At 64.7% G+C, this 25,449-nt stretch carries 27 protein-coding genes and 1 pseudogene; 12 read left to right on the top strand and 16 right to left on the bottom strand.

Translation table 11 applies throughout. The features are described 5' to 3' along the window. Window positions 1-162: 162 nt before the first annotated feature. The 4 genes from AC19YX_RS04385 to AC19YX_RS04370 form a co-directional block, all read right to left on the bottom strand. Window positions 163-792: a DUF6348 family protein gene (locus AC19YX_RS04385; RefSeq protein WP_500605743.1), complete on the bottom strand. Its 630-nt coding sequence runs from the start codon at window positions 790-792 to the stop codon at window positions 163-165. 254 nt (window positions 793-1,046) lie between these two features. Next, entirely contained in the window at window positions 1,047-3,494 is a 2,448-nt protein-coding gene (locus tag AC19YX_RS04380; RefSeq protein ID WP_500605742.1) for a TonB-dependent siderophore receptor, read from the bottom strand. A gap of 98 nt (window positions 3,495-3,592) precedes the next feature. Continuing rightward, window positions 3,593-4,561 (bottom strand): FecR family protein, encoded by a 969-nt coding sequence (locus AC19YX_RS04375; RefSeq protein ID WP_500605741.1) that lies wholly within the window; start codon window positions 4,559-4,561, stop codon window positions 3,593-3,595. Next, window positions 4,558-5,064, bottom strand: a complete 507-nt coding sequence (locus AC19YX_RS04370; RefSeq protein WP_020298861.1) for a sigma-70 family RNA polymerase sigma factor — start codon at window positions 5,062-5,064, stop codon at window positions 4,558-4,560. The genes AC19YX_RS04375 and AC19YX_RS04370 overlap by 4 nt, the downstream gene beginning before the upstream one ends. A 141-nt stretch (window positions 5,065-5,205) precedes the next feature. On the opposite strand from AC19YX_RS04370, the gene AC19YX_RS04365 reads away from it, so the two are divergent. The 4 genes from AC19YX_RS04365 to AC19YX_RS04350 all read left to right on the top strand — a co-directional run bounded on the left by AC19YX_RS04365 (window position 5,206) and on the right by AC19YX_RS04350 (window position 8,879). Further along, the gene (locus AC19YX_RS04365) at window positions 5,206-5,577 is read left to right on the top strand and encodes a hypothetical protein (RefSeq protein WP_500605740.1); all 372 of its coding nucleotides are present in this window, start codon (window positions 5,206-5,208) and stop codon (window positions 5,575-5,577) included. A 61-nt stretch (window positions 5,578-5,638) separates the two neighbouring features. Beyond that, on the top strand, window positions 5,639-6,421 hold the full coding sequence (locus tag AC19YX_RS04360; protein WP_500605739.1) for a hypothetical protein: 783 nt from the start codon (window positions 5,639-5,641) through the stop codon (window positions 6,419-6,421). Window positions 6,422-6,692: 271 nt separating this feature from the next. Beyond that, window positions 6,693-7,862, top strand: coding sequence for a p-hydroxyphenylacetate 3-hydroxylase oxygenase component (locus tag AC19YX_RS04355; protein WP_078472579.1), 1,170 nt, complete (start codon window positions 6,693-6,695; stop codon window positions 7,860-7,862). A 75-nt stretch (window positions 7,863-7,937) separates the two neighbouring features. Then, window positions 7,938-8,879, top strand: coding sequence for a p-hydroxyphenylacetate 3-hydroxylase reductase component (locus AC19YX_RS04350; RefSeq protein ID WP_078472578.1), 942 nt, complete (start codon window positions 7,938-7,940; stop codon window positions 8,877-8,879). Between the two features lie 21 nt (window positions 8,880-8,900). On the opposite strand, the gene AC19YX_RS04345 is transcribed toward AC19YX_RS04350, so the two are convergent. Continuing rightward, window positions 8,901-9,782, bottom strand: a complete 882-nt coding sequence (locus AC19YX_RS04345; RefSeq protein ID WP_500605738.1) for an alpha/beta fold hydrolase — start codon at window positions 9,780-9,782, stop codon at window positions 8,901-8,903. A 147-nt stretch (window positions 9,783-9,929) separates the two neighbouring features. On the opposite strand from AC19YX_RS04345, the pseudogene AC19YX_RS04340 reads away from it, so the two are divergent. Both AC19YX_RS04340 and AC19YX_RS04335 read left to right on the top strand, forming a co-directional pair. Then, window positions 9,930-10,049 (top strand): annotated as a pseudogene (locus tag AC19YX_RS04340) (LysR family transcriptional regulator); the annotation flags it as partial. Between the two features lie 87 nt (window positions 10,050-10,136). Then, window positions 10,137-11,102, top strand: a complete 966-nt coding sequence (locus AC19YX_RS04335; RefSeq protein WP_201130517.1) for a bifunctional helix-turn-helix transcriptional regulator/GNAT family N-acetyltransferase — start codon at window positions 10,137-10,139, stop codon at window positions 11,100-11,102. A 59-nt stretch (window positions 11,103-11,161) separates the two neighbouring features. Here the strand turns inward: AC19YX_RS04335 and AC19YX_RS04330 are convergent, their stop codons facing one another. The 3 genes from AC19YX_RS04330 to AC19YX_RS04320 all read right to left on the bottom strand — a co-directional run bounded on the left by AC19YX_RS04330 (window position 11,162) and on the right by AC19YX_RS04320 (window position 13,398). Then, complete coding sequence (locus AC19YX_RS04330) at window positions 11,162-11,800, bottom strand: hypothetical protein (protein ID WP_201130518.1); 639 nt, start codon at window positions 11,798-11,800, stop codon at window positions 11,162-11,164. Between the two features lie 9 nt (window positions 11,801-11,809). Beyond that, window positions 11,810-12,100 carry a hypothetical protein gene (locus AC19YX_RS04325; protein ID WP_020298850.1) on the bottom strand — a complete coding sequence of 97 codons (291 nt, stop codon included), beginning with the start codon at window positions 12,098-12,100 and terminating at the stop codon, window positions 11,810-11,812. Window positions 12,101-12,339: 239 nt separating this feature from the next. Beyond that, window positions 12,340-13,398 (bottom strand): NAD(P)-dependent alcohol dehydrogenase, encoded by a 1,059-nt coding sequence (locus AC19YX_RS04320; RefSeq protein WP_078472575.1) that lies wholly within the window; start codon window positions 13,396-13,398, stop codon window positions 12,340-12,342. Window positions 13,399-13,598: 200 nt separating this feature from the next. Here AC19YX_RS04320 and AC19YX_RS04315 point away from each other — a divergent pair, with 200 nt between their 5' ends. Continuing rightward, on the top strand, window positions 13,599-14,480 hold the full coding sequence (locus AC19YX_RS04315) for a LysR family transcriptional regulator (protein ID WP_500605737.1): 882 nt from the start codon (window positions 13,599-13,601) through the stop codon (window positions 14,478-14,480). 9 nt (window positions 14,481-14,489) lie between these two features. Here the strand turns inward: AC19YX_RS04315 and AC19YX_RS04310 are convergent, their stop codons facing one another. Further along, window positions 14,490-15,113 carry a LysE family translocator gene (locus AC19YX_RS04310; RefSeq protein ID WP_500605736.1) on the bottom strand — a complete coding sequence of 208 codons (624 nt, stop codon included), beginning with the start codon at window positions 15,111-15,113 and terminating at the stop codon, window positions 14,490-14,492. Window positions 15,114-15,335: 222 nt separating this feature from the next. Here AC19YX_RS04310 and AC19YX_RS04305 point away from each other — a divergent pair, with 222 nt between their 5' ends. Together AC19YX_RS04305 and mntP are read left to right on the top strand one after the other, a co-directional pair. Then, on the top strand, window positions 15,336-16,058 hold the full coding sequence (locus tag AC19YX_RS04305) for a GNAT family N-acetyltransferase (RefSeq protein WP_500605735.1): 723 nt from the start codon (window positions 15,336-15,338) through the stop codon (window positions 16,056-16,058). A 273-nt stretch (window positions 16,059-16,331) separates the two neighbouring features. Then, window positions 16,332-16,901: a manganese efflux pump MntP gene (gene mntP, locus AC19YX_RS04300; RefSeq protein WP_421547191.1), complete on the top strand. Its 570-nt coding sequence runs from the start codon at window positions 16,332-16,334 to the stop codon at window positions 16,899-16,901. Between the two features lie 67 nt (window positions 16,902-16,968). Here mntP and AC19YX_RS04295 read toward each other — a convergent pair whose 3' ends face one another. The 4 genes from AC19YX_RS04295 to AC19YX_RS04280 form a co-directional block, all read right to left on the bottom strand. Continuing rightward, window positions 16,969-17,418, bottom strand: a complete 450-nt coding sequence (locus tag AC19YX_RS04295; RefSeq protein ID WP_421547190.1) for a DUF7832 domain-containing protein — start codon at window positions 17,416-17,418, stop codon at window positions 16,969-16,971. 38 nt (window positions 17,419-17,456) lie between these two features. Further along, window positions 17,457-18,395, bottom strand: coding sequence for an ankyrin repeat domain-containing protein (locus AC19YX_RS04290; protein WP_500605734.1), 939 nt, complete (start codon window positions 18,393-18,395; stop codon window positions 17,457-17,459). A 120-nt stretch (window positions 18,396-18,515) separates the two neighbouring features. Then, window positions 18,516-18,824, bottom strand: a complete 309-nt coding sequence (locus AC19YX_RS04285) for a DUF2834 domain-containing protein (RefSeq protein ID WP_078472570.1) — start codon at window positions 18,822-18,824, stop codon at window positions 18,516-18,518. Between the two features lies 1 nt (window position 18,825). Continuing rightward, a complete protein-coding gene (locus AC19YX_RS04280; RefSeq protein ID WP_500605733.1) occupies window positions 18,826-19,236 on the bottom strand; it encodes a DUF6713 family protein in 411 nt (136 codons plus the stop codon). A gap of 112 nt (window positions 19,237-19,348) precedes the next feature. Here AC19YX_RS04280 and AC19YX_RS04275 point away from each other — a divergent pair, with 112 nt between their 5' ends. Beyond that, a complete protein-coding gene (locus AC19YX_RS04275; protein ID WP_421547187.1) occupies window positions 19,349-20,173 on the top strand; it encodes a helix-turn-helix domain-containing protein in 825 nt (274 codons plus the stop codon). Here AC19YX_RS04275 and AC19YX_RS04270 read toward each other — a convergent pair. Further along, window positions 20,170-20,544: a DUF2784 domain-containing protein gene (locus AC19YX_RS04270; RefSeq protein ID WP_421547186.1), complete on the bottom strand. Its 375-nt coding sequence runs from the start codon at window positions 20,542-20,544 to the stop codon at window positions 20,170-20,172. The two genes, AC19YX_RS04275 and AC19YX_RS04270, sit on opposite strands and share 4 nt — an antisense overlap. Before the next feature lie 225 nt (window positions 20,545-20,769). Continuing rightward, window positions 20,770-22,143: a nucleotide 5'-monophosphate nucleosidase PpnN gene (gene ppnN, locus AC19YX_RS04265; protein ID WP_078472566.1), complete on the bottom strand. Its 1,374-nt coding sequence runs from the start codon at window positions 22,141-22,143 to the stop codon at window positions 20,770-20,772. Between the two features lie 403 nt (window positions 22,144-22,546). On the opposite strand from ppnN, the gene AC19YX_RS04260 reads away from it, so the two are divergent. Next, window positions 22,547-22,954: a response regulator gene (locus AC19YX_RS04260; RefSeq protein WP_500605732.1), complete on the top strand. Its 408-nt coding sequence runs from the start codon at window positions 22,547-22,549 to the stop codon at window positions 22,952-22,954. Here AC19YX_RS04260 and AC19YX_RS04255 read toward each other — a convergent pair whose 3' ends face one another. Further along, window positions 22,955-23,824 (bottom strand): isocitrate lyase/PEP mutase family protein, encoded by an 870-nt coding sequence (locus AC19YX_RS04255; RefSeq protein WP_020298836.1) that lies wholly within the window; start codon window positions 23,822-23,824, stop codon window positions 22,955-22,957. Window positions 23,825-24,277: 453 nt separating this feature from the next. Between AC19YX_RS04255 and AC19YX_RS04250 the strand changes: the two genes are divergently transcribed. After that, the gene (locus AC19YX_RS04250; RefSeq protein WP_500605731.1) at window positions 24,278-25,405 is read left to right on the top strand and encodes a saccharopine dehydrogenase family protein; all 1,128 of its coding nucleotides are present in this window, start codon (window positions 24,278-24,280) and stop codon (window positions 25,403-25,405) included. Window positions 25,406-25,449 lie beyond the last annotated feature (44 nt).

Below are 25,449 nucleotides of genomic sequence, written 5' to 3'. Positions count from 1 at the left end.
TGAGAATCCCTATCATTACCAGCTTAATCGCCCAGGGCCTGCGAACCGGCGTAGCGGCTGGCGTCCGCCGAGGGCGTCGGGGCATATCAGGGGCAGAGGCTGCGCTGGGGACGGTCAGCGCAGCCTCGCCTTGCTCGGCAGCGGCTACCGTGCTGGCTCAGATCATTGTGCAATGCACAGTGCAAAATGGCGGAAGCTGTAGAAGCCTTCAGTTTCCGGCCACTGCGCCTGTTGCAGCGCCTCCAGGGCCTGGGGCCACGGCTGGTTGTTGAGCAGCGCCTCGTACGTCGGCTCGCCCTTCACATTGACATAGAGCACCCGGCACGCCGTTACTCGGCTGGCACTGGTCTGCTGTTCAAGGGTGCGCTGGATCAGGTCGAACAGCATTGGGGGTGGCGAGACGTCGACCCCGGCTGAGGTCCGCACGCCAATGTTGCCCAGGTACAGCCGATGGGGTTGGCCGGCGACCGTGATGTCGGCACGTTGCACCTGCTCTTCATCGGTCTGGTCCCAGAAGGCCGACAGAAACACATGCAACGAGTTGCGCATAAAGTTGGCCCAGGCATCGGCAAGGCCTTTTTCGCCCTCGCCCAGGCCTGCAAAACTTTCATTGATCAGCACGCCGGCTTCAACCAGCACATCGATCGACAGGCGCCCTAGTGTCTCCTGGGGATACCAGCGGGCGCGGATCGCGGGCAGCTCGCCATAGGGCAGGACCCACTCGTCCTCGGTGGCGCACTCCAGGCCATGGCTGGTGATGAGTTCGAGCAGGGTTTCGGCGGGGTCAATCATGGGCACTCCAGGCCAGTGGCGACGTCGCTCGGCGACGATCAGGGCGTGCAAGTCTACGGGGTCGGCACGATCCTTTCGACGGGAAGTGGTGCTCGCGTGTTCGATCACGCGAGCACCACAGGACCGGGGCGACTCGACGCCTGCCATTCCCCCGGCCGGGGGCGAGGGCCTGGAGCCTGTTCACGCGCTGCTGCGCTTGGCTCATGGGGCGTCAACAATGCCTGAGCCTCGCCCGTCAGAGCGTGAACAGATGCTTAGAACTGCGGGGTGTACTTCACGCTGAGCATGAAATTGCGCGGGTCGCCGAAGCTGTTGCTGCCATTGAGCTGGTTGTAGCCGGGTACGTAGTAGTGCTTGTCGAACAGGTTGTTGGCGTTCAGCGCCAGGCCCACTTCCGGGCTCAATTGGTAGGCCAGGCGGGCGTTCCAAAGGGTGCTGCCAGGCACGTCGAAGGTGCGTTCATAACCCAGGGTGTGGCTCTGGCTGGTAAAGCCCAGGCCGGTGCTGACCCGGCTCCAGTCGCCGCTGAACTGATAGTCGCCCCAGACCCGCAGCATGTGCTTGGGCGTCCAGGTGCTGAACACCTTGCCTTTGTTTTGCGGGTCTGCGAGGTACTTGGTGGTGTTGTAGGTGTAGCCGGCGGACAGTTGCAGGCCATCGAGCACCTCGCCGCTGATCTCCGCTTCCACCCCCTGGCTGCGGACCTTGCCCGACGCCACGGAGCAGTTGCCGCCGCCGCAGGCGCCATTGGTGTTGGGGTCTTCGATGGCGCGGTTTTCCTGGTCGTAGCGAAACAGCGCCACCGAGGTGTTGACCCGGCCATCCAGCAGCTCGCCCTTGAGGCCGACTTCATAGTTACTGCCGATCACCGGCTTGAGTGCGGTGCCGCTGGCGGTACGCGCGGTCTGTGGCTCGAAGACGTCGGTGTAGCTGGCGTATACCGCCCATTCCTGGCTCAGGTCGTAGACCACGCCGGCGTAGGGGGTGACCTCGCCGGTTTCGGTCATGGTGCTCGGTTCGTTGACGGTGTAGGCGTGGGTGATGGCCTGCTCGTTGGCGTCTTTGTAGGAGTAGTCAAACCAGCTGACCCGCGACCCCAGGACCAGGGTCAGGCGATCGATGGGCTTGACCCGCCAGCTGCCGTACAGGCCTTTCTGCCGGACTTCGTACTCGGCGTAAGTGGCGCGGCCGCCTGCGGTTTCCAGCAGCCCGCCGAAACTGACTGCGGGGCGGTGGTGGTCGATGTCGAAGACGCTATCGCTGCTGTTGTTGAAGGTCCTGGCGTAACGGTCGTCGGTAGTCAGCTTGGAGTAGTTGCCGCCCAGGGTGATTTCCTGGGCCATGGACAAGGCTTCGAAGCGACCGGTGAGGTTCATGTCGAGGCCAAACTTCTCGTGGTTGAAATCGGTGTACCAGTCGGCATAGGTCATGCCGGTGCCGTCCGCCTTGAGTCCTTGAGCCGTGGATTGCACTCGCTGGTGGGTCGATTCATTGTCTTCGCTCATACGCACGGCGCCGACCTTGAGGGCCCAGTCGTCGTTGAAGTGATGCTCGATATCGGCCTGCAGCGTGGTGACATTGATCTGCGAATGGTTCCAGGTGGCGCCGCTGTAGGTGGAACGCGGCAGGTTCAACGGGCTGCCGTCGGTAAAGCGCGGCAGGCCACGCACCATGGGCCGAGACTCGGCCTCGGTGCGGCTGACGGCCAGGCCCAGGGTGGTGGCGTCGCTCAGGTCGAAGTCCAGCGAGCCGTACAGCGAGTGGGTCTTGCTCCACTCGTAGTCGATAAACGAATGGCTCTGGTCTTCATCGGCCACCATGCGGCCGCGTACGGTGCCGCTGTCGTTCAACGGGCCGCCGGCGTCCAGTTGCAGGCCGTAGTGGTCCCAGGAGCCGGCCTTGCCGGTGAGGGTCACGGTGGGCTTGGCCTGGCCGCGCTTGCGCACCAGGTTGATCGCGCCGCCTGGGCTGCCAGTACCTTGCAGCAGGCCCGAGGCGCCGCGCAGGACTTCCATGCGGTCGAAGAAAATCAGGTCCTGGGTCGCCCAGTTGCCCAGGGCGTAGATATTGCGCGGGATCGGCACGCCGTCGTATTGCCAGTCATCGATCTGGAAGCCGCGGGAGGTCAGGATCATGCCCTTGCCGATGCCCTGCACGCCCACCAGGCCGGTGGTCTGGTTGGCTGCGTCCTTGAGGTCGGTCAGGCCCTGGTCATCCATTTGCTTGCGGGTCATGACGCTGATCGACTGCGGGATTTCCTTGAGGCTGTGGCTGCCCTTGCCGATGGTCACGGCCTTGGCCGCATAGGAACCCGAGCCTTCGGTGATGCTGGGGTCGTCCACGCTGTGTTCGACGATGTGGGTCGCCCCCAGTTGCAGGCTGGTAGCGCTGTCGGCAGCCGGTTCGACACTGAAGTTGCCCTGTTCGGTCACCCGTAGCTGCAGCCCAGTGCCCGTCAGTGCGGTGTGCATGGCCTGGTCGGGGCTCATCTGGCCGATCACGGCCGAGGCCTGCTTGCCCTGCACCAGCGCCGGTTCCAGGGACACAATGCGCCCGCTCTGGCTGGCGATGGCATTCAGCGTGGCCGCCAGCGGGCCGGCCGGCAGGTTGAACGGCAAGCGTTGTTCCTGCGCCAGGGCAGGGCTGGCCAGGGTCGCCAGGGCAACGGCGACGCAAAGGGCTTTAGGCCAAGGGTTGAGCACGGCATTCTCCTGATTGTTTGAACTCGTCAGGAGATAGGTGGGACGAGAAATGAAAACCAGACACAAATAAGAAAGATTTTCAAAAAATAGTTTTCGCGTCACTTACCGCGAATCAGGGTCAGCCACGGACCGTAGCGATCGACCCGGATCGGCAGGGTCTCGGTCATGGCCAACAGCGCCCGATCCGGATCGTTGAGCGGGAATACCCCTTGCACCCGCAGGTTGCGCACCTCGGGGGCGACCCGGACAAACCCTCGGCTGTAGGGACGCAAGGCCTCCACCACGTGGTCCAGGGAGTCATCCAGCACGTTGAGCCGACCGCTGAGCCAGTCGGCGCGGTAGCGCTGGTCGTCGTTCAGGGGCGCGATGCGGTCCGGGTAGAGCAGGGCCGCCTGGCCTTGTTGCAGCGTGCGTTCGGCGCCACCGAACAGCTGCACACGCACCGAGTGCTCAAGCACCACCACGCGGCTGGCGGCGGCTTCCTGGTTGACCAGAAAACGTGTGCCCAGGGCCTGCACTTCGCCTTGGGCGGTGCGTACCCGCAGGGGCCGTTGCGGGTCGGGCGCGACCTGGATCACCAGTTCGCCATGGCGCAGGATCACCAGCCGTTGCCGGGCGTCGAAACGCAGGTCCACGGCACTGTCGGCATTCAGGCTCAGGCGGCTGCCGTCGGCCAGGGTGAAGTCCTGGCGCTGGCCGCGGCCGGCGTGCAAGTCGGCCAGCAATGAGTCGCCCAGCGGGCTGCGAGCCCCCAGCCACAGGCCACCCCCGAGCAGCCCCAGGCCGGCCATTGCCCGCAGCACGTCGCGTCGTGAACCCTGGGGCTGGAGCAGGACCTGGCGCGCCTCACCGGCCTGGCCCGGCAGGCGCCGATCCAGGCTGCGCACCGTCTGATAGGCGCCGCCGAGTCGCTGCTGCAAGCGTTCCCAGGCCAGGGCATGGCTCGGGTCGGCGTTCAGCCACAGGGTGAAGCGCTCCTGCAGCCGACTGTCGGCGGTGCCGGCGCGCAGGCGCACCATCCAGTCAATGGCTTGTTCGGCGGCCGGGTCCAGGCGCACCTTGCTCATGGCGTCAGTTCGCTGAGGTAGCACTGGCACAGGGCCTGCTTCATATAGCGGCTGACGGTGCGCTCCGAGAGCCCGAGCTTTTGCGCGATGGCCACGTAGCTCAGGCCGTCCAGTTGGCTGTAGAGGAAAGTGGCCTTGACCACGTGCGGCAAGCCGTCGAGGACGCGGTCGATGGTCACCAGGGCTTCGAGCAGCAGCAGTTGTTCCTCGGGGGAGGGCGCCAGCGGCTCGGGCAGCAGTGACAGGCGCTCCAGGTAGGCCAGCTCCAACTGCCGCCGCCGGTGCCGATCGAACATCAGTCGGCGCGCGATGGTCGACAGGTAGGCCCGCGGCTGCTCGATGCTGTCGGGGTCGACCTGGGCCGCCAGCAGTTGGCAGAAGGTATCGGCAGCCGTGTCCTCGGCGTCCGCGCGGTTGCGCAGGCGCTTGTGGATATGCTGCAGCAGCCACCGGTGATGGTCGCTGAAAAAGAACCCCAGCTTGCTGGTTGAAGTTGGTTGCACCGGTTGGCTTTCCAGGTGTGAGTGTGAATCGTTCGCAATAGTAACCGGCCCGGGATCACCACCGCAATCGGCCTCTGGCGTCGCCATGGTCGGTAGCTCGGGTATGATTGGCGTCTTTTTTTGCCCTTCAAGGACCGACCCATGCTCTTGAGCAAGCGCGAGCAGGCCCGCACCGAACGGCGCCTGGCAGCGACCCTGACCGAGGCCTGCGAAACCGCCAAGGCCGAAGTGCCGGGTTTTTGCTGGTTGACCCACAAGGTCGATTACGCGGCATTCGCCTCCAGCCTGCTGGTGCTGTGGGTGTTCGACACCCAGGCCAGCCAGGACCAGGCCCTGGTCGACGGGCAGGGCGCACGGCTGGTCGAGCTGACGGCCCAGGCCCTGTATGCGGCCCAGGTGCAGGTCAGTGCGGTGGCCGCCCATGTGCAGTTCGACAACGAAGAGCAATGCGCCCGGTCCAACGCCGGCAACTGGCAGCAACGTTTGGCGCGCAAGCGCCTGTTGCGCGGCTGAAGCGCGCCGGTATCACCCTCCAGCCCCGAGTGGGCGATCACATTGAGAACAGGACGATCCGATGGACATGCAGTTTTGCGGCAATGCCGCCCCGGGCAACCCCTCCGAAGGGCTGTGCGACGAGTACCGCTTGAGCACCATGACCCATATCGACGAGCTGTTCGCGGCCTGCGCACAGATCCTCGCCAGGCACCCGGGCTGCCGGCCGCTGGTGTCGCTGGATGATTTGCCCCAGGCCCGTTACACCTCGGGCCATGCGCGCCAGAGTATCGACCTCGACCAGGTGACCGAACTCGACCTCGCGGGCCTGCCGCCCGAGTGCTTCGAGGACGGCGAGTACGTGGGCTTTATGACCACCAAGGCCGAGTTCCCGATCTGTGTGCGCAACTTCGCCGCACTCACCGCCGGGGCGTCGTTCAGCGACGCCTGTAGCCATGGCTTGACCCTGGATGCCGAGGGGTTGGCGGAGTGGGTCGGCTATCAGCAGGAGCCGCTGGCGCTGCTCGATCAACCGCTTTCGGCCCTGGTGGTGCCGGTCGCGCAAGCCTGCGAGGCCCTGGCGGCCTTTCCCAACGGTTACTTCAGCTGCGATCTGGGGCCGGTGCACAACTTCGCGGTGGCGCGCCATCTGGCGCAGCACCATGGTTATCAACTGATCGGGGTCGGCGCGGCCTACCTCGGGTTTCTTCGGGCCACCGCTGCCGACCCGGAGACCGCCCGCGCCGTCGCCGCGGATTTTTGCGCGCTGTACAACGTCACCGATGAGCAGCGCGAAGGGCTGGCAGACACCGTGGCTCAGGCCGTGCTCGGGCGAACGTACCTGTGGCTGCGCTACGTGGAGTAAGGCCTGCAGAGCAACTGCGCAACGCTTCGGGGGAGCAGGCCTGAGGTCCTTTTCGACCTCGGCCGCCGTCTGCAATGGACGGCGGCTCGCGCCAGGCTCCTGCCTATGAAAAGTGCAATCTTCCAGGTGGAACGTGCATTTTTCATCGCCCTGCGCTTACCCATACTGACTCGGCACAGATCATTGATCTTCGCCATTGCTCCGCTGTCGGCTGCCTTGCACGACGCGCTGAGGCGAGATCAGCAGACGCCAATAATAAAAGAGTCAGTCCATGAAAAAGCCCAACCCGCTGCTTGAAGACCTGAAGTCGATCTTGCCCGCCATTGCCGCCAACGCCTTTCGGGCGGAACAGGATCGCACGCTGCCCGCCGAGAACATCGCGCTGCTGAAAAGCATCGGCATGCACCGCGCCTTCCAGCCGAAGAAATTCGGCGGGATGGAAATTTCCCTGCCTCAGTTCGCCGACTGCATCGCCCTGCTGGCGGGCTCCTGCGCCAGCACCGCCTGGGCCATGAGCCTGCTCTGCACCCACAGCCATCAGTTGGCGATGTTCCCGGCCAGAACCCAGCAGGAAATCTGGGGCGACGACCCCGACGCCACGGCCAGCAGCAGCATCGCGCCCTTCGGCCGTACCGAGGAAGTCGAGGGTGGGGTGACATTCAGTGGCGAGATGGGCTGGAGCAGCGGTTGCGACCACGCCGAGTGGGCGATTGTCGGATTCCGGCGCAAGAACGCCGAAGGCACCCAGGACTATTGCTTTGCCGTGCTGCCGCGCAGCGACTACCAGATCCGCGATGACTGGTACGCGGTGGGCATGCGCGGCAGCGGCAGCAAGACCCTGATCATCGACCAGGCGTTTGTTCCCGAGCACCGCATCCAGAAAGCCCGGGACATGATGGAGGGCACCTCCGGCGGCTTTGGCCTGTACCCCGACAGCAAGATTTTCTATTCACCGTATCGCCCTTATTTCGCCAGCGGCTTCTCCACCGTCAGCCTGGGGGTGGCCGAGCGCATGCTCGAGGTGTTCCGCGAGAAAACCCGCAACCGCGTGCGCGCCTACACCGGCGCTGCCGTGGGGGCCGCGACGCCGGCCCTGATGCGCCTCGCCGAGTCCACCCACCAGGTGGCGGCGGCGCGGGCCTTCCTGGAAAAGACCTGGGAAGAACACGCCGACCACAGCGCGCGCCATGAGTACCCGAGCCGCGAGACTCTGGCCTTCTGGCGCACCAACCAGGGCTACGCGACCAAGATGTGCATCCAGGCCGTGGATCGGTTGATGGAAGCGGCGGGTGGCGGTGCCTGGTTCGAGAGCAACGAGCTGCAACGGCTGTTTCGCGACGCCCACCTGACCGGTGCCCATGCCTACACCGACTATGACGTGTGCGCGCAAATTCTCGGTCGCGAGCTGATGGGCCTGGAGCCCGACCCGACCATGGTTTGATCCGCCCCGCTGCGGGCAGCCCTTGCACATAACAACAAATCGAGGCCGACCACTGCGCCGGCCCAGGAGTCTTGCATGCCTGACCTTTCTGAAATCGCCTTCGACACCCGCGCCTTTCGCCGGGCCCTGGGCAACTTTGCCACCGGCGTTACCGTGGTCACGGCCGCGGCCGAAGATGGGCGCCGGGTCGGGGTGACCGCCAACAGCTTCAATTCGGTGTCCCTGGACCCACCCCTGGTGTTGTGGAGCATCGACAAGCGCTCCAGCAGCCATGAGGTGTTCGAGGCCGCCAGCCATTTTGCGGTGAACGTGCTGGCGGCCGACCAGATCGACACCTCGAACAACTTCGCCCGGCCCCGGGAAGACCGCTTTGCCGAGATCGCATTCGACGCCGGTGCCGGTGGCGCGCCGGTGCTGGCCGATTGCGCAGCGCGTTTTCACTGTGAAAAGTACCAGCAGGTCGATGGCGGCGATCACTGGATCATGATCGGCAAGGTGGTGGCCTTTGATGATTTCGGCCGCTCGCCGTTGCTCTATCACCAGGGCGCCTACTCCATGGTATTGCCCCACACCCGCATGACCCGGCGCGAAGAAGGGCAGTTGCCCAGCAGCCACTTCCAGGGGCGCCTGAGCCACAACCTGTATTACCTGATGACTCAGGCGCTGCGGGCCTACCAGGCCAGTTACCAGCCTCGGCAATTGTCCACCGGCCTGCGCACCAGCGAGGCGCGCATGTTGATGGTGCTGGAGAGCGATGCCGGGCTGGACCTGGCCGACCTGCAACGGGAAGTCGCCATGCCGATTCGCGAGATCGAGGAGGCGGTGGCCAACCTGCGGCGCAAGGGCCTGGTGAGTGACGACGGCGGCCGGGTGCGCCTGACGGCCAAAGGCATCGATGAAACCGAAGGCTTGTGGAGCATTGCCCAGGAGCAGCAGGACAAGGTCTTCAGTCAGTTCGCCCCGGGGCAGATCGAGCATTTCAAAAATGTGCTCAAGGGCGTGATCCAGGACGCCTGATGGGGCTTTGCGCTGGCGGCGTCAGGCGTTCTCTTCGAGCAGAAAGTGCCTGACGGCCTGGGCGCTGGCTGCCGGGTTTTCCTGCATGAAGCAGTGCTGCCCGTCGATGACCTGGGTCCGCAGGTGCGGGTTGAGCGCGGCCCAGCGCCTGACCGAATGCGCCACATAGGGGTAGCTGTCGCGGCCGTGCAGCACCAGGCTCGGGGTCTGCACGGCACGCAGGGACTGCCACAGCCGGCGCGGGAACGAGCTGTAGATATCGACCTCCCGTTCCGGCAGGCACCTCAAGGTCACGCCGTGGGCAACGTCTTTCAGCCCGTGCTCGACATAAGCCTGCAGCGCTTCGTCGCACCAGCCCTTGAAGATCCCCCGATTGGCCAGTGCGGTGCTTGCGGTGGCGCGGTCCGGCCAGCTGTGACGGCGCGCCGCCGCCTTGCGCGCCAGGGCGTGACGGCGGTTGAGGCCCACCAGCGACAGCGCGCCGAGCATGCGCAGCATCGACGGCGGGAAGATCACCGGATCGAGCATCACCGCCCTGGCAAACAGCTGCGGCCGCTGCGCCACGATCAGGCAGGTCAGCACACCGCCGAAGCTGTGGCCCAAGGCATAGCGCGGCACATCGCCATAGGCCGCGATGCCGGCTTCGAACGCGTCGGCGGCCAGCTCGGCGCTGCGGTTCCAGCCAACAAAGCGGCCGCCATGTTCGGTTTCGCCATGGCCCTGGATATCGCACAGCCATAGGTCGAAGGACTCGGCCAGGAGCGCGAGCATCGGCCGGTAGGCCAGGGAGCAAAAGCCGTTGCCGTGAAGAAAGTGCAACAGCGGTTTGCCCGAAGGCGGGCAGCGCCAGCCGCGCAGGGTAAAACCTTCAGGGCAGGCGTAAGACCAGGGAATCAGTTGCATTGGGCCTCTTGGGCAAAGGGGTGATCAATCAGGTCGGCCACCAGCCCGCGAACCGGGCCTGGACCGGCCGCGATATTAATCGCCTTGGCCGGCGAAAACAAAAGCCCCGCTGAACACCAGCATCGCCAGCACGCCGATCACGCCGGGCTGCCACACCCGGTGGCGTTGCCGGAAATGGTCATCAACCTGTTCTGGCCCGCCAAATATCCCAAGGCCCCGGCCAATCGCTGGCTGCGGCAATTGATGTTCGAGGTGTTTTCGGACTGAGGTCGAGGCGCAGCGGGTCGGGCGCCGATTGACGGGATTATAGTTGCGCGATACAACTATGTTTTCGCGGATTTCGAGGGCCTGGCCATGAGCTCATCTCCCGTTGCGCTGATTCAGCAGATTCGTTCGGCCTCACGCCTGATGGTGCGTGAGCTTGGCTTTATGAATGCGACCCTGGCCGCCACCGACTATCCGCCCTCGGCGGTGCACAGCCTGGTGGAGCTGGGCCAGCACGGGGCCCTGACCGGTGCGGAGCTGGCGCAATTGCTGGGCCTGGAAAAATCCAGCGTCAGCCGCATGGTGCGCAAACTGATCGACGCCGGCGAGATCGAGGAACTGACCAGCACCCAGGACGGGCGCGCCAAGCCATTGCGGCTCACGGCGCGGGGGCGCAAGACCGTGCGCGCCATCGATCGCTTTGCTGCCGGGCAGGTGGGCAACGCCATCGCCCACCTGGGCCCGGAGCAGCAACAAACCGTCGGTGCAGGGCTGGCCCACTATGCCGGCGCTCTGCAAACCCAGCGCCTGGGCGCCTCGGCAGCGGTGCTGGCGCCCCTGCGGATTGTTGCGGGCTATCAGCCCGGGATCATCGGCCGCATCGTTGAAATGCACGCCCGCTATTACGCCGACCATGCTCGGTTCGGCCAGCCATTTGAAAGCCTGGTGGCCACCGATATGGCCGAGTTGATGGGGCGTCTGCACAACCCGCGCAACCAGGTCTGGGCGGCGATGGACGGCGAAAGGATTGTCGGCTCGATCGCCATCGACGGTGAAGGCGAAGACAACCAGGCGACGTTGCGCTGTTTTATTCTCGACGAAGCGGCGCGAGGGCGGGGCGCCGGCAAACGCCTGCTGGCAGAGGCCATGGATTTTTGTGACGGCTGGGGGTTCGCCCGGACTCGCCTGTGGACCTTCAAGGGCCTGGATGTGGCGCGCAAACTCTATGAAGACTGCGGGTTTACCCTGGCCCGTGAAGAGACGGGTCAGCAGTGGGGCGGGCCGGTGATCGAGCAGTATTTTGTTCGCGAAGCGCGGGCTGGCGCAGGCGTGTGAACGTGACTGGGCGAGTCGGCCAGGGGCCAACAACGCCCCGGCTAATTGGGCCCTGATGGTTACAGGGCGACCCGGGTCAGCCTTCGCAACGCGTCGATGACGCTGGGATTTCTGGCTTCGAGTACGTCGGCCTGGATCTGCGAGATCACCGATTTGAGCAACTCGGTCTGGCTCATGCGGGTGGCCTGCAACAGCCGGGTAAAGTCCTCGGCCACATGGGGATTGACCTTCATCGACAAGCGCTTCATCGACGGCGAAGGCGGCAGCTGGCGTGCGCCGAGCTGCTCGGCGAGGGCTTGGCTGAAGGCCTCGTGCACCCGCTGCAGGTTCGCGGCGGCGGTGGCCACGTGCCCTGCCAGTTCGTGGAAGTAGTAGCTGAAGAACAGCTTGCGAATATGCACGCCGGCCTCTGCGGTGACCGAATGCATCGCGGCATCCAGGGCGTCGAGGTAGATCGCCGGCAGGCGCGCCTCGATCGAGGTCTGCGGCAGTTTGCGTGACTCCTTGATCGCCGGCGTGGACTGGGCAGGGATGGCCACCACCGTGTCACACACCTGGCAGACCCCCACCAGAATATCCTTGGCCTCGCCGTGGCCGTCACTGAATGGCACGTCACGACGGACATAGGTCGTGGCGACCAGTTGTTGGCATGGCTCGCACAGCGCCTGGCCGTGATCGCCTTCGAAGAGAAGTTTCATGGGCTGCCCTCACTGGTGGACGCTGATAAACCAGGCATCCGGTTCGATGAAATAGAACTTGATGTACCACGGCCTTCTGGCCAGCACATGGACCTCGATTTGCGGCGCTGCATGGTGTGGGCTGCTGCTGTGATGCCGGCCCGTGCATTGCTCGATGATCTCGATCAGCTCCGGCACCGAGACTTCGGCGGTGGCCAGCAGGTTCTTGACCTCGATCGAACCACGCACCGCGTGCAGATAGTTGCCGGTTTGCAATGCCGCGATCAGGTCGCGCTTTGCTTGTCTGAAGCCTCTTTCCATGTTGGCCTCCATTTGTACGAAAGTAATCGTACATTGTCAAGGCGACCTTCAGTCGCGTTATTAGCCAGGTACTTGACCCGGACCGCAGATGATCGCCGATCTGTCCTCGCAGTCCTTCAAGGCATAGGTTTCAGGGTTTTTCGGCTCGTGATCGGCGAAGATTTTTGACTGCTCATGGGGTCGTCAGGCGCAAAAAAGCCGCCCGGCGCGCAAGCGACGGGCGGCTTGAGGCCAGCGACTCAGGCTTCGGCCGGGGCCGCCAGGGACGCCATGTCGATCACGAAGCGGTAGCGCACATCGGCGCGCTCCATGCGTTCGAAGGCGTGGTTGATGTCTTGCATGGCGATCATCTCGCAGTCCGGCAGGATGTTTTTGCGCGCGCAGAAATCGAGCATTTCCTGGGTCTGGGCGATCCCGCCGATGGGCGACCCGGCCAGCCGCCGCCGACCCAGCAGCATGGGCAGGGTCAGTTGTTCATCGATCGGGCCGACCTGGCCGACGATCACCAGGGTGCAGTCCACGTCCAGCAGCGGCATGTACGGCGACACGTCGTGGCGTACCGGGATGGTGTCGATGATCAGGTCGAAGCTCGACTGGGCCTTGGCCATGGCCGCCGGATCGCTGGACACGATCAAGCGGTCGGCGCCCAGGGCCAGGGCGTCGGCGGTCTTGTCGGCACTGCGGCTGAGCACGCTGACAATCGCCCCCAGGCCCACGGCCAGCTTGACCGCCATATGCCCCAGGCCGCCGAGGCCGATGACGCCGACCCGGCTGCCGGGGCCGACATTCCAGGTGCGCAGCGGCGAGTAGGTAGTGATCCCGGCGCACAACAGTGGCGCGGCCTTGGACAGGTCCAGGCCATCCGGCACCCGCAGCACAAACTCTTCGCGGACCACCAGGTGCTTGGAGTAGCCGCCCTGGGTCGCTTCCTTGCTGATGCGGTCAACGCCGTTGTAGGTCTGGGTGTTGTGCTCGCGGCACATTTGCTCTTCGCCCTTGCGGCATTGGTCGCACTCCTGGCACGAGTCGACCATGCAGCCTACGGCGACCGCATCGCCGACCTTGTAGCGCGTGACCTCGGCCCCGACCGCCGTCACCCGACCGACAATCTCGTGACCCGGGACCATGGGGTAGCGGCTGGCGCCCCAATCGTTGCGGGCCTGGTGCAGATCGGAATGGCAGACCCCGCAATACAGGATCTGCATCGCCACATCGTTGGGCCGCAGTGCGCGGCGCTGGAAGTTGAAGGGGGCAAGCGGCGCCCCGGCGTTTTGTGCGGCATAACCCAAGGTTTTCATCGGTGGCGATCCTGTAGGGAGGGAGGCAGCGATCCATAAGTTCGAGCACACAGCATAGAAGGCCTTCGCGCGCCATGACGGCGGATGTGGGCACCGTGCCCGGCCCAGCCGCTGAGGGGCCGTGGAAAAAGCTGCTGGGTCATTGGGTGAATTCGCATAAGATCGCCCGCCACAGGATGGGTTTTGGGGCGTGTAAAACAGTGAACTGGGATGATCTGAAGTGTTTCATTGCCGTTGCACAATCCGGCAGCCTCACCGACGCGGGAGCGATGCTCAAGCTCTCGGCCTCGACCGTTGCGCGCAGGATCGCCGCCCTCGAACAGGCCTTGGGCCGCACGCTGTTCGTGAAGAAAACCAATGGTTATTTCCTCAGCGAAGCCGGGGCGGCGCTGGTGCCCCTGGCCCTGGAGACCGAGGAGCGTTTTCGCCTGATCGAGCGCCAGCTGGCGCAGCCCGGCGCGGGCCTGGCCGGGCAGGTGCGTATCGATTGTCCGGAGTTGATGGGTACCCACCTGATCATTCCGGGGCTCGATGAGTTTCGTCAGCAGTACCCGCAGATCAGTTTCGACTTCAGCAACAGCGCGTCCTCGGCAAAACTCACGCAAAGCCACAGCGATGTCATCGTGCGCCTGCACCGTCCGGACCAGGGCAACTTCACCCTGCGCCGGGTGGGGTGGCTGGCCCAGGGGCTGTTCTGTTCCCCGGCCTATGCCGCGCGGCACGGGGTGCCGGGTTCGGCGGCCGAGTTGGCGCAGCACTCGCTGATCGGCTGGAGCACGGCCATGGCCCATATGCCGCTGGCGCAATGGCTGGAGCAGATCAGCGGCGGGCAGACACCCTGGATGCGCACCGCCAACCTCACGGCCCAGCTCAAGGCGGTGCAGGCCAACCTCGGCATCGCGGCGTTGCCGGCCTATGTCGGGCAGGGCGAGGGCTTGCATCCGGTATTGGATGACCTGCCGCCCCAGGGCGCCGATATCTGGTTGCTGCGCAACCAGGCGACCCAGGGCCTGGAGCGTGTGGACCGGGTGGTGGAGCACCTGGTGGCGCAGTTCCAGCGCTGCCTGGCGCCGCGGCCTTGATCGTGCCCCTCAGTGGGCGCCGCTGCGCATAAAGATCCAGACCGCCACTGCCATCAGCATCAGGCCGAATAGCCTGTTCTGGGCCACCAGCAATCGCGGCCGGGTGCGCAGCAGGCGTTGCACGCTCGAGCCCATGGAGACCCAAATCAGGTGCGCGCAGAAGTTGAGGCTGATCAGCGCCGCGCTGAGGGCCAGCACCAGGGCGATGCTGCGGCTGTCACCGCTGGGCATGAAGGTCGAGAACATCACCAGCAGCATGACCATGCCCTGCACATTGCCCAACTGCACCATGACTCCGTCACGCCAGCGCAGTTGCCGGGCCTCGGCCCCCGGAGCGGGCAGTGCACGCCACAACAGGCGCAGGCCGAGCCAGAGGATGTACAGGCTGCCCGCGACCCGCAGCAGCCACAGCAACTGCGGCTGGTTCATCAGGCTATGGGACAGCCCCAGCCCCACCAGCAGTGCCAGCAGGAAATAACACAGGTCGAGCCCGGCGATAAAACCCAGGGAGCGGCGTGCGCCACTCTGCGCGCCGGAGGTCGCGACCATCAGGTTGCCGGGGCCGGCGCTGAGGGTCAGTGGGGCCATGGTCGAAAGCCAAAGGGCCCAGTTGATGTCGAAAATGTGCTGCACCTGTCGCTCCCGGAGACGGTGCGAATTGCACCGGCGGCCAGTCTAAGACGCCCTCGCGGCCGAGGTTATCGCCAGGAATGCAAAGCGCTTTTGCACAAATGCCTGCAAGCCGCGAACCGATTGCCGCGGCATGCCCTGGGCCGCGCTCGGGTTATGATGGGCCGGCCCGGCGCCGCCCCTTGTGGCGGCGGGCACGCCTCAACCCCCGGAGTCAGACGTTCGATGTGCACTATCAGCCTTTTCCAAGCCCCGCCTCCCGAGTCGGTCAACAGCCAGATCCTGCAAATGGTGGTGGACTACCTGAGCGATGTCAGCCTGCTCGCCATCACCCCCAGCAACCCCCTCTACAACCTGTATCAATACGGCGTCGGCTACGAGGTACACCTGTACCTGGCGGCCATGGACGGCTCGCGCGGCATGGCCGTCGAGCTGATCGTGGCCCTGGACCCGGAGCAGCCCGAGACGGTGCTGGGCTTCCTGCTGTGCCTGCCGGTCAAGGACGATCCGCAGGCTTGCGCAGTGCCCTATATGGCCGTGCACGCCCGCCATCGGCGCCAGGGTATTGCCCGGGCCATGCTGGCGCAGATGCTCGCGCGCTACCCCCACGCGGAGCTGGCCTGCAGCGTTGCCAAGGTTCCGTATTTCGAGGCGCTGGGGTTTCAGGTGCTGGGCACCCGCGGCCCCCAGGTGTTGATGAATACCCGCGACCACAGCACTGAAGGCTTGCTGCCGGTGCTGGACGTGGCGCCGATCTACAGCTCGCTGGAGGTGCGGCAGATTCACAGTTACCTGCTGGCGCAGCACGGCAGGAAGGCCATGCTCGAGGCCGAGAAAAAACGCGACCGGCAACTGGATCAGATGACCCGCCAGGCTGCCCGTTTTGTCCAGGAGCACCTGGGCCTCGCCGCCGAGCCAAACCCGGGGCAGGGGCCGCGCCTGCAGTAGGGCAGGGCCGGTGACCCGGTTCGCCAGCCCTCTGGGCGAGCCTGCAACAGCCTGAAAAACACTTTCACGTTTTTTTCACGCATGGCTGGTATTCTCCGCAACCTCTTTGGGGAGTAGCCGGCCGTCACGTGAGTGATGGCGCTGTTGGTCAACATTCTCGGCAACCTGCCGTGGCCACAGCATCCGTCGGGATTGGCGAGACCAACGACATACCTGTGCTGAAGTCGGGCGCGCAGGGCTATGTCGTTGCTCAGGCCCGACTGGTACATAACCGTGAATGCAGTAGCCCTTATCTTCCTCGCGTTTGCCATGTCCACCGATGCGTTTGCGGCGGCCATCGGCAAAGGCTCCAGCCTCAACAAACCCCGTTTCAGCGAAGCCCTGCGCACCGGCCTGATCTTCGGTGTGATCGAAGCCATCACCCCCGTGATCGGCTGGGCCATCGGCCAGGCCGCCAGCAGCTATGTCACCGAGTGGGATCACTGGATCGCCTTCGTCCTGTTGCTGGGCCTGGGCCTGCACATGATCTATGCCGGCCTCAAGCCTGACGACGAACAGGAAGTCGAAAAGTCGACCCAGCACTCGTTCTGGGTACTGGCCGTCACCGCCGTGGCCACCAGCATCGACGCATTGGCGGTGGGCGTGGGCCTGGCCTTTGTCGAGGTCAATATCCTGGTGGCCGCTGCGGCCATCGGCCTGGCAACCATGGTGATGGTGACCCTGGGCACCCTGCTCGGGCGTGTACTGGGCAGCCTGGTGGGCAAGCGCGCCGAGATCCTTGGCGGGATCGTGTTGATGATCGTCGGCGGCACCATTCTCTATGAGCACTTGAGCGCGGTCTGACCCGCCGCCGCAGGGTTGATGCCCCGACGCTGTCAAAGGCGCCGGGGCTTGATTCGAACACGGGCTTTCAAACGATATACAGCGGCTGGCCTTGCGCCTTCCAGGCCGCGAAGCGGGCATCCATCAGCGGTGCCAGGCGCTCGTAGTTTTCCCAACTGTCTTCGACGCCATACAGCGACGCCTCGTCGACCTCGAACACCTGGAAGTAGTCGTCGATGTAGCGGCTGTCGTTATCCAGGCCTTTGTAATAGGCCAGGGTAAAGGCGTTGCCTTGCTCGCTGAATTCCTGATCGGTGAGCTTCTCGTCCAATACCCGCCGCACAAAGGCCGGCCCGCTGATGCGCCGCGCCTGCAGGTCGTCGATGTCACTGTCGGCATCCTCCAGCAATTCCTCGCTGGCCAAACCGTTGAGCAGCATCCAGGCCAGGAACATACCGATATGGGTCGCGGCTGCGGTGTCCGGCAGGTCCTTGGGATAATCGCCTTCGTAGTGCCAGGCGGCGTCGTCATATTTCATGTTTCAGGTCCTGGGGTGGGAGAGGGGCGCGCAGGGCGCTACAGAATGCTCGATTGCCATTTCTCGGTGCCGGCCAGGCGGCGTTTCACGCTGTCGATGCGCCATTGCCCGGCCGTGCGCTTGAGCAGGAAGCGGTGCTCGTAGCACAGGCTGCGTTCGGCCGGATCGCGGATGATGACCGCCGTCTGGTTGGCCGACAGCGGGTCACACGCCAGCAACTGATCCTCGGGCGCGTAGGTGGTGGGCCAGCCGTGGGAATGATGTTTGTAGACACGCTGGCGCTGGGTGCAAAAACGCTCGACGATCTGCTCCTGTTCGGCCCAGAAACTGCCATCGCTGCCATGCCCGGGGTCGGCTGCGCTCAGGGCGTTGCCCCGTTGTTCCCAGGCGTGCATGGCCAGGGTGTAGCCGCGCACGACGCTGATCGGATCGGTGCGGTCATCGACCGGGTCCGGCCACGGCAGGACCGGGGTGGGCGCAGGCGCAGGCGGCGCGCCAAGCCCGGCTTGCTCCAGGCGTTGCAGCACCGCCTGGTGGCCTTTGTCCTGGGCCAGGGACCAGGCGCTTTGCTGCTTGAAATCCAGCAGCTGCGGGTTGGCGCCGGCATCCAGCAGCAGCGCGACCAAGGCGGGATGGCCGGCCTGCGCGGCGCACATCAGCGCCGTGCGTTTGAGTTCCGGGGACGCCAGGTCGAGGGCGGCGCCGCGTTTGATCAGCAGCGTGGCCAGGGAGGCGTTGCCTGCATGGCTGGCCCAGGCCAGGGCGCTGTAGCCCAGGGCTGTGCATTGATGGTCGATATGGGCGCCGCGATCGAGCAGGGCCACGGTCGCTTCCCATTGCTCGGCGATGACTGCGCTGAGCAAGGCCGTGCGGCCGGTGCCCTTGTGGGTCCATTCAAGGTCCGCGCCGCCCTCGAGCAGGCGCAGCAGGGCAGGAAGGTTGCCGCTCTCGGCGGCTTTTGCCAATAGGTGGGACAAGGTCGGGGCGCTCGTGCAGATCAATCAATGAATCGCCTGCCGCACAAGCTGCATCCGTGCGTGGCGCTGTAAGGGCGCCCATGGTAACTGCGCAGCACCTTGATTCGCCACGCCGGGTTTTCAGCGTCCCTTGTGCCCGCCATTGACCACCAGGTACAGCAACGGGCCGATGGACACGAACAGCGCCGTCAGCGCCAGGTACGGCAGCACGCTGCTCATTGAGCGGCCCCGGGCCCGGGCATCGCGCAGCATCCATATGCCGGCCAGCAGCGCCATCAGGTACAGGTCGATCACCACCTGGGCGGTGTCGGGGCGTGACATCAGCTGCAGGCCGAATTGCAGCAGCGACTGCTCGGCGGTTGCCAGGGTGAAGAGGGTGTAGGCGCTGAAGGCCAGCAGGGTGACGAGGGCGAGGGTGGGGCGGCGCATTTCACTTTCCTTGTGCGGTCAGGGGGCGGCGGTGGGTCGAGAGGCGGTCCATGAGAGTCAGAAGCAGGTACAGCGATGCCACGGCCGCGCAGCCGAAAATCAGCAGTTGCGACAGCACTGAATCGAAGCTGTAGAGCGGGTGCAGGCGCAGGTTGAAGTGCAGGCCAGCGTGCACCACGGCAAAACCGGCCAGCAGCCTGCGGCTGGATTCGCGCCAGCGCCTTGCCGGGTGCCAGCCCAGCCACAGCACCACGCCCATCAAGGGCACATGCAGCGCCACGAACAGTGCCCGGGCGCTGTCTGCCTGCAGCTCGCGCAAGCCATACAACAGTCGCCATTCGGCCTGGCTGACGGCGTCCAGTTCATGGCCGAAGAACAGGCTCAGGCAGGTGATGAATACGAGGTTCTTCATGGTTCAAGGCTGGCGTGGCGAAGGGTGAGCACAGGCTAGCCGGGGTGCGCGCCGACACTCAATGACCTCCCAGGTCATAGACACGCCCGCGACCAGCTGCCAGAGTCGCGCCATGCTAAAACTCCTTGATCCTCAGCAACCGGTCGGTGCGCAACTGCGCCGCCTGCGCCAGCGGGCGCGCCTCAGCCAGCTGGAGCTGGCCCTGCAATCGGGAATTTCCCAGCGGCATTTAAGCTGCGTCGAAACTGGCCGCGCCAAGCCCAGCCCGGCGATGCTGCATGCCCTGCTGACCGCCCTGGACACGCCCCTGGAAGAGTGCAACGCGGCCTTTCTCGCCGCCGGCTATGCGCCGCGCTACGAGGCCTTGCCCCTGGCTGATCCGAATATGCAGGCGGTGCACAGCGCGCTGATGCACTTGCTGCACGCCAACAATCCGGCCCCGGCCATTGTGCTCGACAGCGCCTGGCAGGTGCTGGCGGCGAATGCCGCGACCGGGGTGCTGTTCGGGTTGGTGGGGTTGCCCGCGAGTGCGGCCCCGGGCGAGTTCAACCTGCTGCGCACGTTGCTTGAGCCCGGCGGCCTGGGTGACCACTTGCTCAATGCCGATGAAATCCGTCAGGTCGCCTGGCAGCGTGCATCCCGCGAGGCGCTCAATTGTCCGGCCCTGGCTGCGCTGCTGACGAGCCTGCCTTCGGCTGCCGAGGTCGATCCGGCTTCGAGCGCCAGCCCGTCGGCTCCGCTGTTGCTGACTCGAGTGGCGTCGACAGTGGGCGAGTTGCGCTTTCTGTCGACCTTCACCACCTTTGGCATGCCGCTGGATATCACCGTGGCCTCCTTGCGTATCGAGCACCTGATTCCTGCCGACCCGGCGACCTGGCGCATCATGGGCGAAGCCTACGAGCGTGCCAGTGCCGGCCAGGTCACTGTCGAGGCCTAAGCCGCTCTGTGCAGCTGCCACTGGCGGGCCAGGCGCAGGTAGACCAGCAGGTTGATCAGCAACACCACGCTGCCCATCACCAACTGCATGCCATTGGTCAGCCCGGCCGGGTAAATCAGCGGGATCAGGTAGTGCTCGATAAACCCATCGGCATACCCCTCCTGCCCGGCGTAATGGCGCAGCAGGTTTTCCCAGCGGGTCAGCGGGCAAGTCAGGTGAAACACCTCCACCGCCACCCCCCAGGCCGCCGCCGGCAGATGCAGCCACATCACGCCGCGCCACTTGAGCACCAGCAGCCCGCCGAACAGCACGAACAGAATGAACAGCAGGTGAAACAGCACCAGCCCATCGGCGGCAAATCGGAAGAACATCGTGACTCCTTTTTTTCTGATCCGCGTCCCTGGCGTCAGCGCCGCGGCGAATATACAGGGTGAGCCGGGGCGTGCGGGAGGTTGCAGGTGAAAGAGGGGTGGTTTGGCGCGGGGACCGGGTCAGCACTGCCCCTCGCCACAAGGTAAAAAACGCCATGTCCCGCTTAAAGGGCATGGCGTCTCTGTTGATTCGCTGGCCCGGTCAGGGGCAGCGCGCAGTCAGTCTCAGCTCACCACTCGATAGCACGGCACATACGCCGCGCCGCCGGGCAGTTTCATCCGGTGCTGCTCGACGAAGGCTTTAAGCAGTCTGTCCAGCGGCTGCATGATCGCAGGGTCGCCGTGGATGCTGTACGGGCCTTGCTCCTCAATCAGGCGGATGCCTTTGTCCTTGACGTTGCCGGCGACAATCCCGGAAAACGCGCGGCGCAGGTTGGCTGCCAGTTCATGGGGCGGCAGATCAAGGCTCAGTTGCAGTTCGGCCATGTTGGCGTGGGTCGGGTCGAAGGGACGTTGCAGGCTTTCGTCGATCTTCAGCAACCAGTTGAAGTGGAACGCATCGTTGCGCTCGCGACGGAACTGTTTGACCTGCTTGAGCCCTTCGGTCATCTGCCGGGCCACTTCGGCCGGGTTGTCGATGATGATTTCATAGTGGCGCTGGGCGGCATCGCCCAGGGTCGCGCCGACGAAGGCGTGCAGTTGTTCGAGGTAGGCCGCGGCGCTTTTCGGGCCGGTGAGGATGACCGGGAACGGCAGGTCGCGGTTGTCCGGGTGCATCAGGATGCCCAGCAGGTACAGGAACTCTTCAGCGGTGCCGGCGCCACCGGGGAAGATGATGATGCCGTGGCCGACGCGGACGAAGGCTTCCAGGCGCTTCTCGATATCCGGCAGGATCACCAGTTCATTGACGATCGGGTTCGGTGCCTCGGCGGCGATGATGCCCGGCTCGGTCAGGCCCAGGTAGCGGCCGCCGCTCATGCGCTGCTTGGCGTGGGCGATGGTGGCGCCCTTCATCGGGCCCTTCATCACGCCCGGGCCGCAGCCGGTACAGATGTCCAGTTTGCGCAGGCCCAGTTCGTGGCCGACCTTCTTGGTGTACTTGTATTCGTCGGTATTGATCGAGTGTCCGCCCCAGCACACCACCATCTTCGGCTCGACGCCGGGACGCAGGGTGCGCGCGTTGCGCAGCAGGTGGAACACGTAGTCGGTGATGCCCTGGGAGTCGCTCAGGTCGATGCGCTGGCTGTCCAGTTCGTTCTCGGTGTAGACGATGTCGCGCAGGGCGCTGAACAGCATTTCCCGGGTGCTGGCAATCATTTCGCCGTCGACGAATGCGTCGGCGGGCGCGTTCAGCAGCTCCAGGCGCACACCGCGATCCTGCTGGTGAATACGCACTTCAAAATCGTGATAGGCGTCGAGGATGGTCTTGGCGTTGTCGACGTGGGCGCCGGTATTGAGGATGGCCAGGGCGCACTGGCGAAAGAGGGTGTAGATACTGCCTGAACCCGCTGCGCTCAATTGCTGGACTTCGCGTTGGGAGAGTGTTTCCAGGCTGCCTTTGGGGCTGACCGAGGCGTTGATGACTTGTCTTGGGGGCATTCTAAAATTCCCTGAAAGCGGAGCCACCGGGCCGGCTGGGGCCGATGGCGAAAAAAGTTGCACATCCAATCTGACCGCGTGCACCGGGGATTTTCTCCGGTGGCGGTGCGCGAAAGCAAACTTCGGCGCGGGATCTGTCGCGCGGCGGATCTCACTTCGGTATAGCGTTTTTCGCCGGGAAGGGAAATGCGCCGCGGCACGCAGTGTGCCAGAAGAGAGGGCGTCGAAGCGCGGGTGCTGAAGCCTTTGCCGGCTAAATGGCACAGTGGCATCATTGGGCGTTGGTCAGTGCCGTATCAATCCAGACAATCAAGAATGAATTTCTGCGCCGGTCGTGGCTCATAAGAGCAGATAGCGTCGTTCATCCGCTCAGTCGTCCATGCAGTCAGGGAGCAACAATCTCATGAATCCAGCCTCGTCCACCCGCGCCGATACCGCCCGCCGATTGATCCTGATCGTGGAGGACGAGCCGACGGTGCTGGAGTTCCTGTGCGAGATTCTGCAGGACGAAGGGTTTGCCACTCAGGCGTGCGCCAGTGCCGACCTGGCGTGGGATTTTCTTCAACAGCACGCCGATGAGGTGTGCCTGCTGCTGACGGATATCACCATGCCCGGCCGGCTCAACGGTGCGAGCCTGGCCAACCTGGTGGGGGAACACTGGCCGGCGATGCCGGTGGTGGTGATGTCCGGCTACGAAACGCCGGAGAGTTCCGGGGTTCGTCAGCCGGTGACGTTTATCCGCAAGCCCTGGACCATTGGCCAGATTGTCGATTGTGTCGAGGGTGCACTCGGCAAGGCAGTGGCCCGCTGATTACTCCTTGACGCTCATGTACTCCTTGGCCCAGACGATGTAGTCCTCGGGCTGGGTGTAGGTGTGCGCCAGTTCCGTTGCGCTCAGGTCCGAGGCCTGGGTGAAGATCTGGCGCTGTTCGCGCAGGCAATCGTAGGTGGCCTTGATCGCGGCGAAGTAGGCGGCGTGGCCGTCGACTGCAATGCGCACACCGAGTTCGGCCAGGCGTGCGTCGTCGCGCAGGGCCGGGTTGCCGTAGGTCACCAGCATCAGCGGCACAGTCAGGTGTTCGCTGATCTGCTCCAGTTGTTCGAAGTCACGCACGCCGACCATGCAGATGGCATCCGCGCCTGCCCGTTGGTAATGCTGGGTGCGGCTGATGATTTCCTGGATCGGCAGGATCGCCGCGTTGGTCCGGGCAATGATCGACAGCTCCGGGTCGACCCGGGCTTCCAGTGCCGCACGGATCTTGCCCACGCCCTCGGCGACCGAGATCAGGTCGGTGGACTTGCGGCCGAATTGGGCCGGCAGCAGGGTGTCTTCGATGGTTAGGGCGGCGATGCCGGCACGCTCCAGTTCCACCACGGTGCGCATCACGTTGAGGGCGTTGCCGTAGCCGTGGTCGGCGTCGGCGAGTACCGGCAGTTGGGCGACGCGGCCGATGCGGGTGGCCTGTTCGGCAAATTCGCTGAGGGTGATCAGGGCAAAGTCGGGTGCGGCCAGGACCTGCAGCGAGGCGACCGAACCACCGAGAATCCCCACTTCAAAACCCAGGTCGGCGGCGATTCGCGCGGACATCGGGTCGAAGACTGAAGCGGTGTGGTAGCAGGCGTTGGAGGCCATGAGTTCACGGAAGGCGCGGCGCAGATCTTGATGGGAAAGCCTGGACATAACAGCTCCGAATTTGAAACGAAAAGGTGCCGACACTAGGGCCGAGTCAATATTTGCTGTCGGTTTTCCTGAAGGTCTGTAGTGGATAGACCCAGAGTGAAACGCTGAGCTGGGCAGAGAAGATCGAAGCAAGCATGTACAAGGCTTCTTTATCCTGCGCGGGTGTTCGAAGCGAACAGGCAGGTTTGTTGTACGAAGCCACAGAGGAGCGGAAGGCTATCACGCTCTTAAAGTCGGGATGATGACGAGTTTGCATAGCATTATGCCGCAGCGGCATTGGATTTTTTTCTCAGTCTGTAGGTCAGTCGGATTTTTCCGGGCTAAAAACGGGCACTTTCCGGCCCGGGAGGGCGACTGTGCTTGCCCCTGCCGGATAAATCGGAGAAGCTCCCGCGCGCCGGCCCCCAAGCCAGAAAAGGGACCGTCTGAGCCACTGATGCAAGGAAGTCATAGATGACGTTGAAGGTAATGGTGATCGGTGGTTACGGAAATTTCGGCAGCATCGTCTGCCGTCATCTGGGCCAGATGCCGGGCGTGAGCCTGGTGAGTGCGGGGCGCAACCGGCAAAAGCTAGCGCAACAGCTCGACGAACTGCGCCAGCAAGGCGCCCAGGATTGCAGCAGCTGGTGCGGCGATGCGATGGGGCCCCAGTTCACGGCGGCCCTGGGCAGCCTGGGCATCGAGCTGGTGATCCATACCGGCGGGCCCTTCCAGGGCCAGCCCTACACCGTGGCTCGGGCCTGTATCGAGGCCGGGGTCAATTACTGCGACCTGGCCGACTGCCGGACCTTTGTCGGCGGCATCGGCGTGCTGGACCAGGCGGCGCGCGAGGCCGGGGTCACGCTGCTCAGCGGCTGCAGCTCGGTGCCGACCCTGGCGGCGGCGATCATCGACCAGCATCGGGCGCGCTTTGCCCGTATCGAACGCATCGAACACGGTATTTCCTCCTCGGCGAAAATGCCCGGCCTGTCGACCATCGAAGGCGTGCTGGCCTATGCCGGCAAGCCGATCCAGCAACTCAAGGACGGCCGACCGTACCCGGTGATCGCCTGGCAGGGCCTGACCCTGCGCAAGATGCCGTACCTGGGCAGCCGCTTGCTGGCCAACGTCGACGTGCCGGACCTGGACCTGTTCGCCGAGCGCTACGGCGCCCACACCCTGGTGTTCAAGGCCGGCGCCGGGCTGAAGATCGCCGGCCTGGCCAATGCGCTGCTGGCCCAGGCGGTGCGGTTCGGGCTGGTGCGTTCGACCCAAGCCTGGGCGGCCCGGCTCTACCGGTGCGGCCTGTGGTTCGAAAAACTCGGCGACGGCCAGAGCGCGATGTATATCGACGTTCAGGGGCAGGACGTCGACGGCCAACCCCTGGCCATGACCGCACAACTGACCGCCGCCAACGACAAGGGGCCGCAGATTCCCAGCTGCGCCGCCGTGGCCCTGACCCGCAAACTGCTCGACGGCTACGTGCCGCAACCCGGGGCCCGGGCCTGTGTCGGTGAAGTCACCCTCGACGAGTACCTGGCCGCCATCAACGATCCGGAAAACCTCAAAATCGAGGCCTGGTTCTCTGCCGGGAACGCCTGAGACGCCGGGCAAGACACGCTCGCCAGCGGTCTTGGCAGGCGCGC

This window comes from Pseudomonas sp. MF09150 (assembly GCF_059862355.1).
The sequence above is the reverse complement of the archived record's forward strand: the minus strand, read 5'-3'. Positions and strand labels throughout refer to the sequence as shown.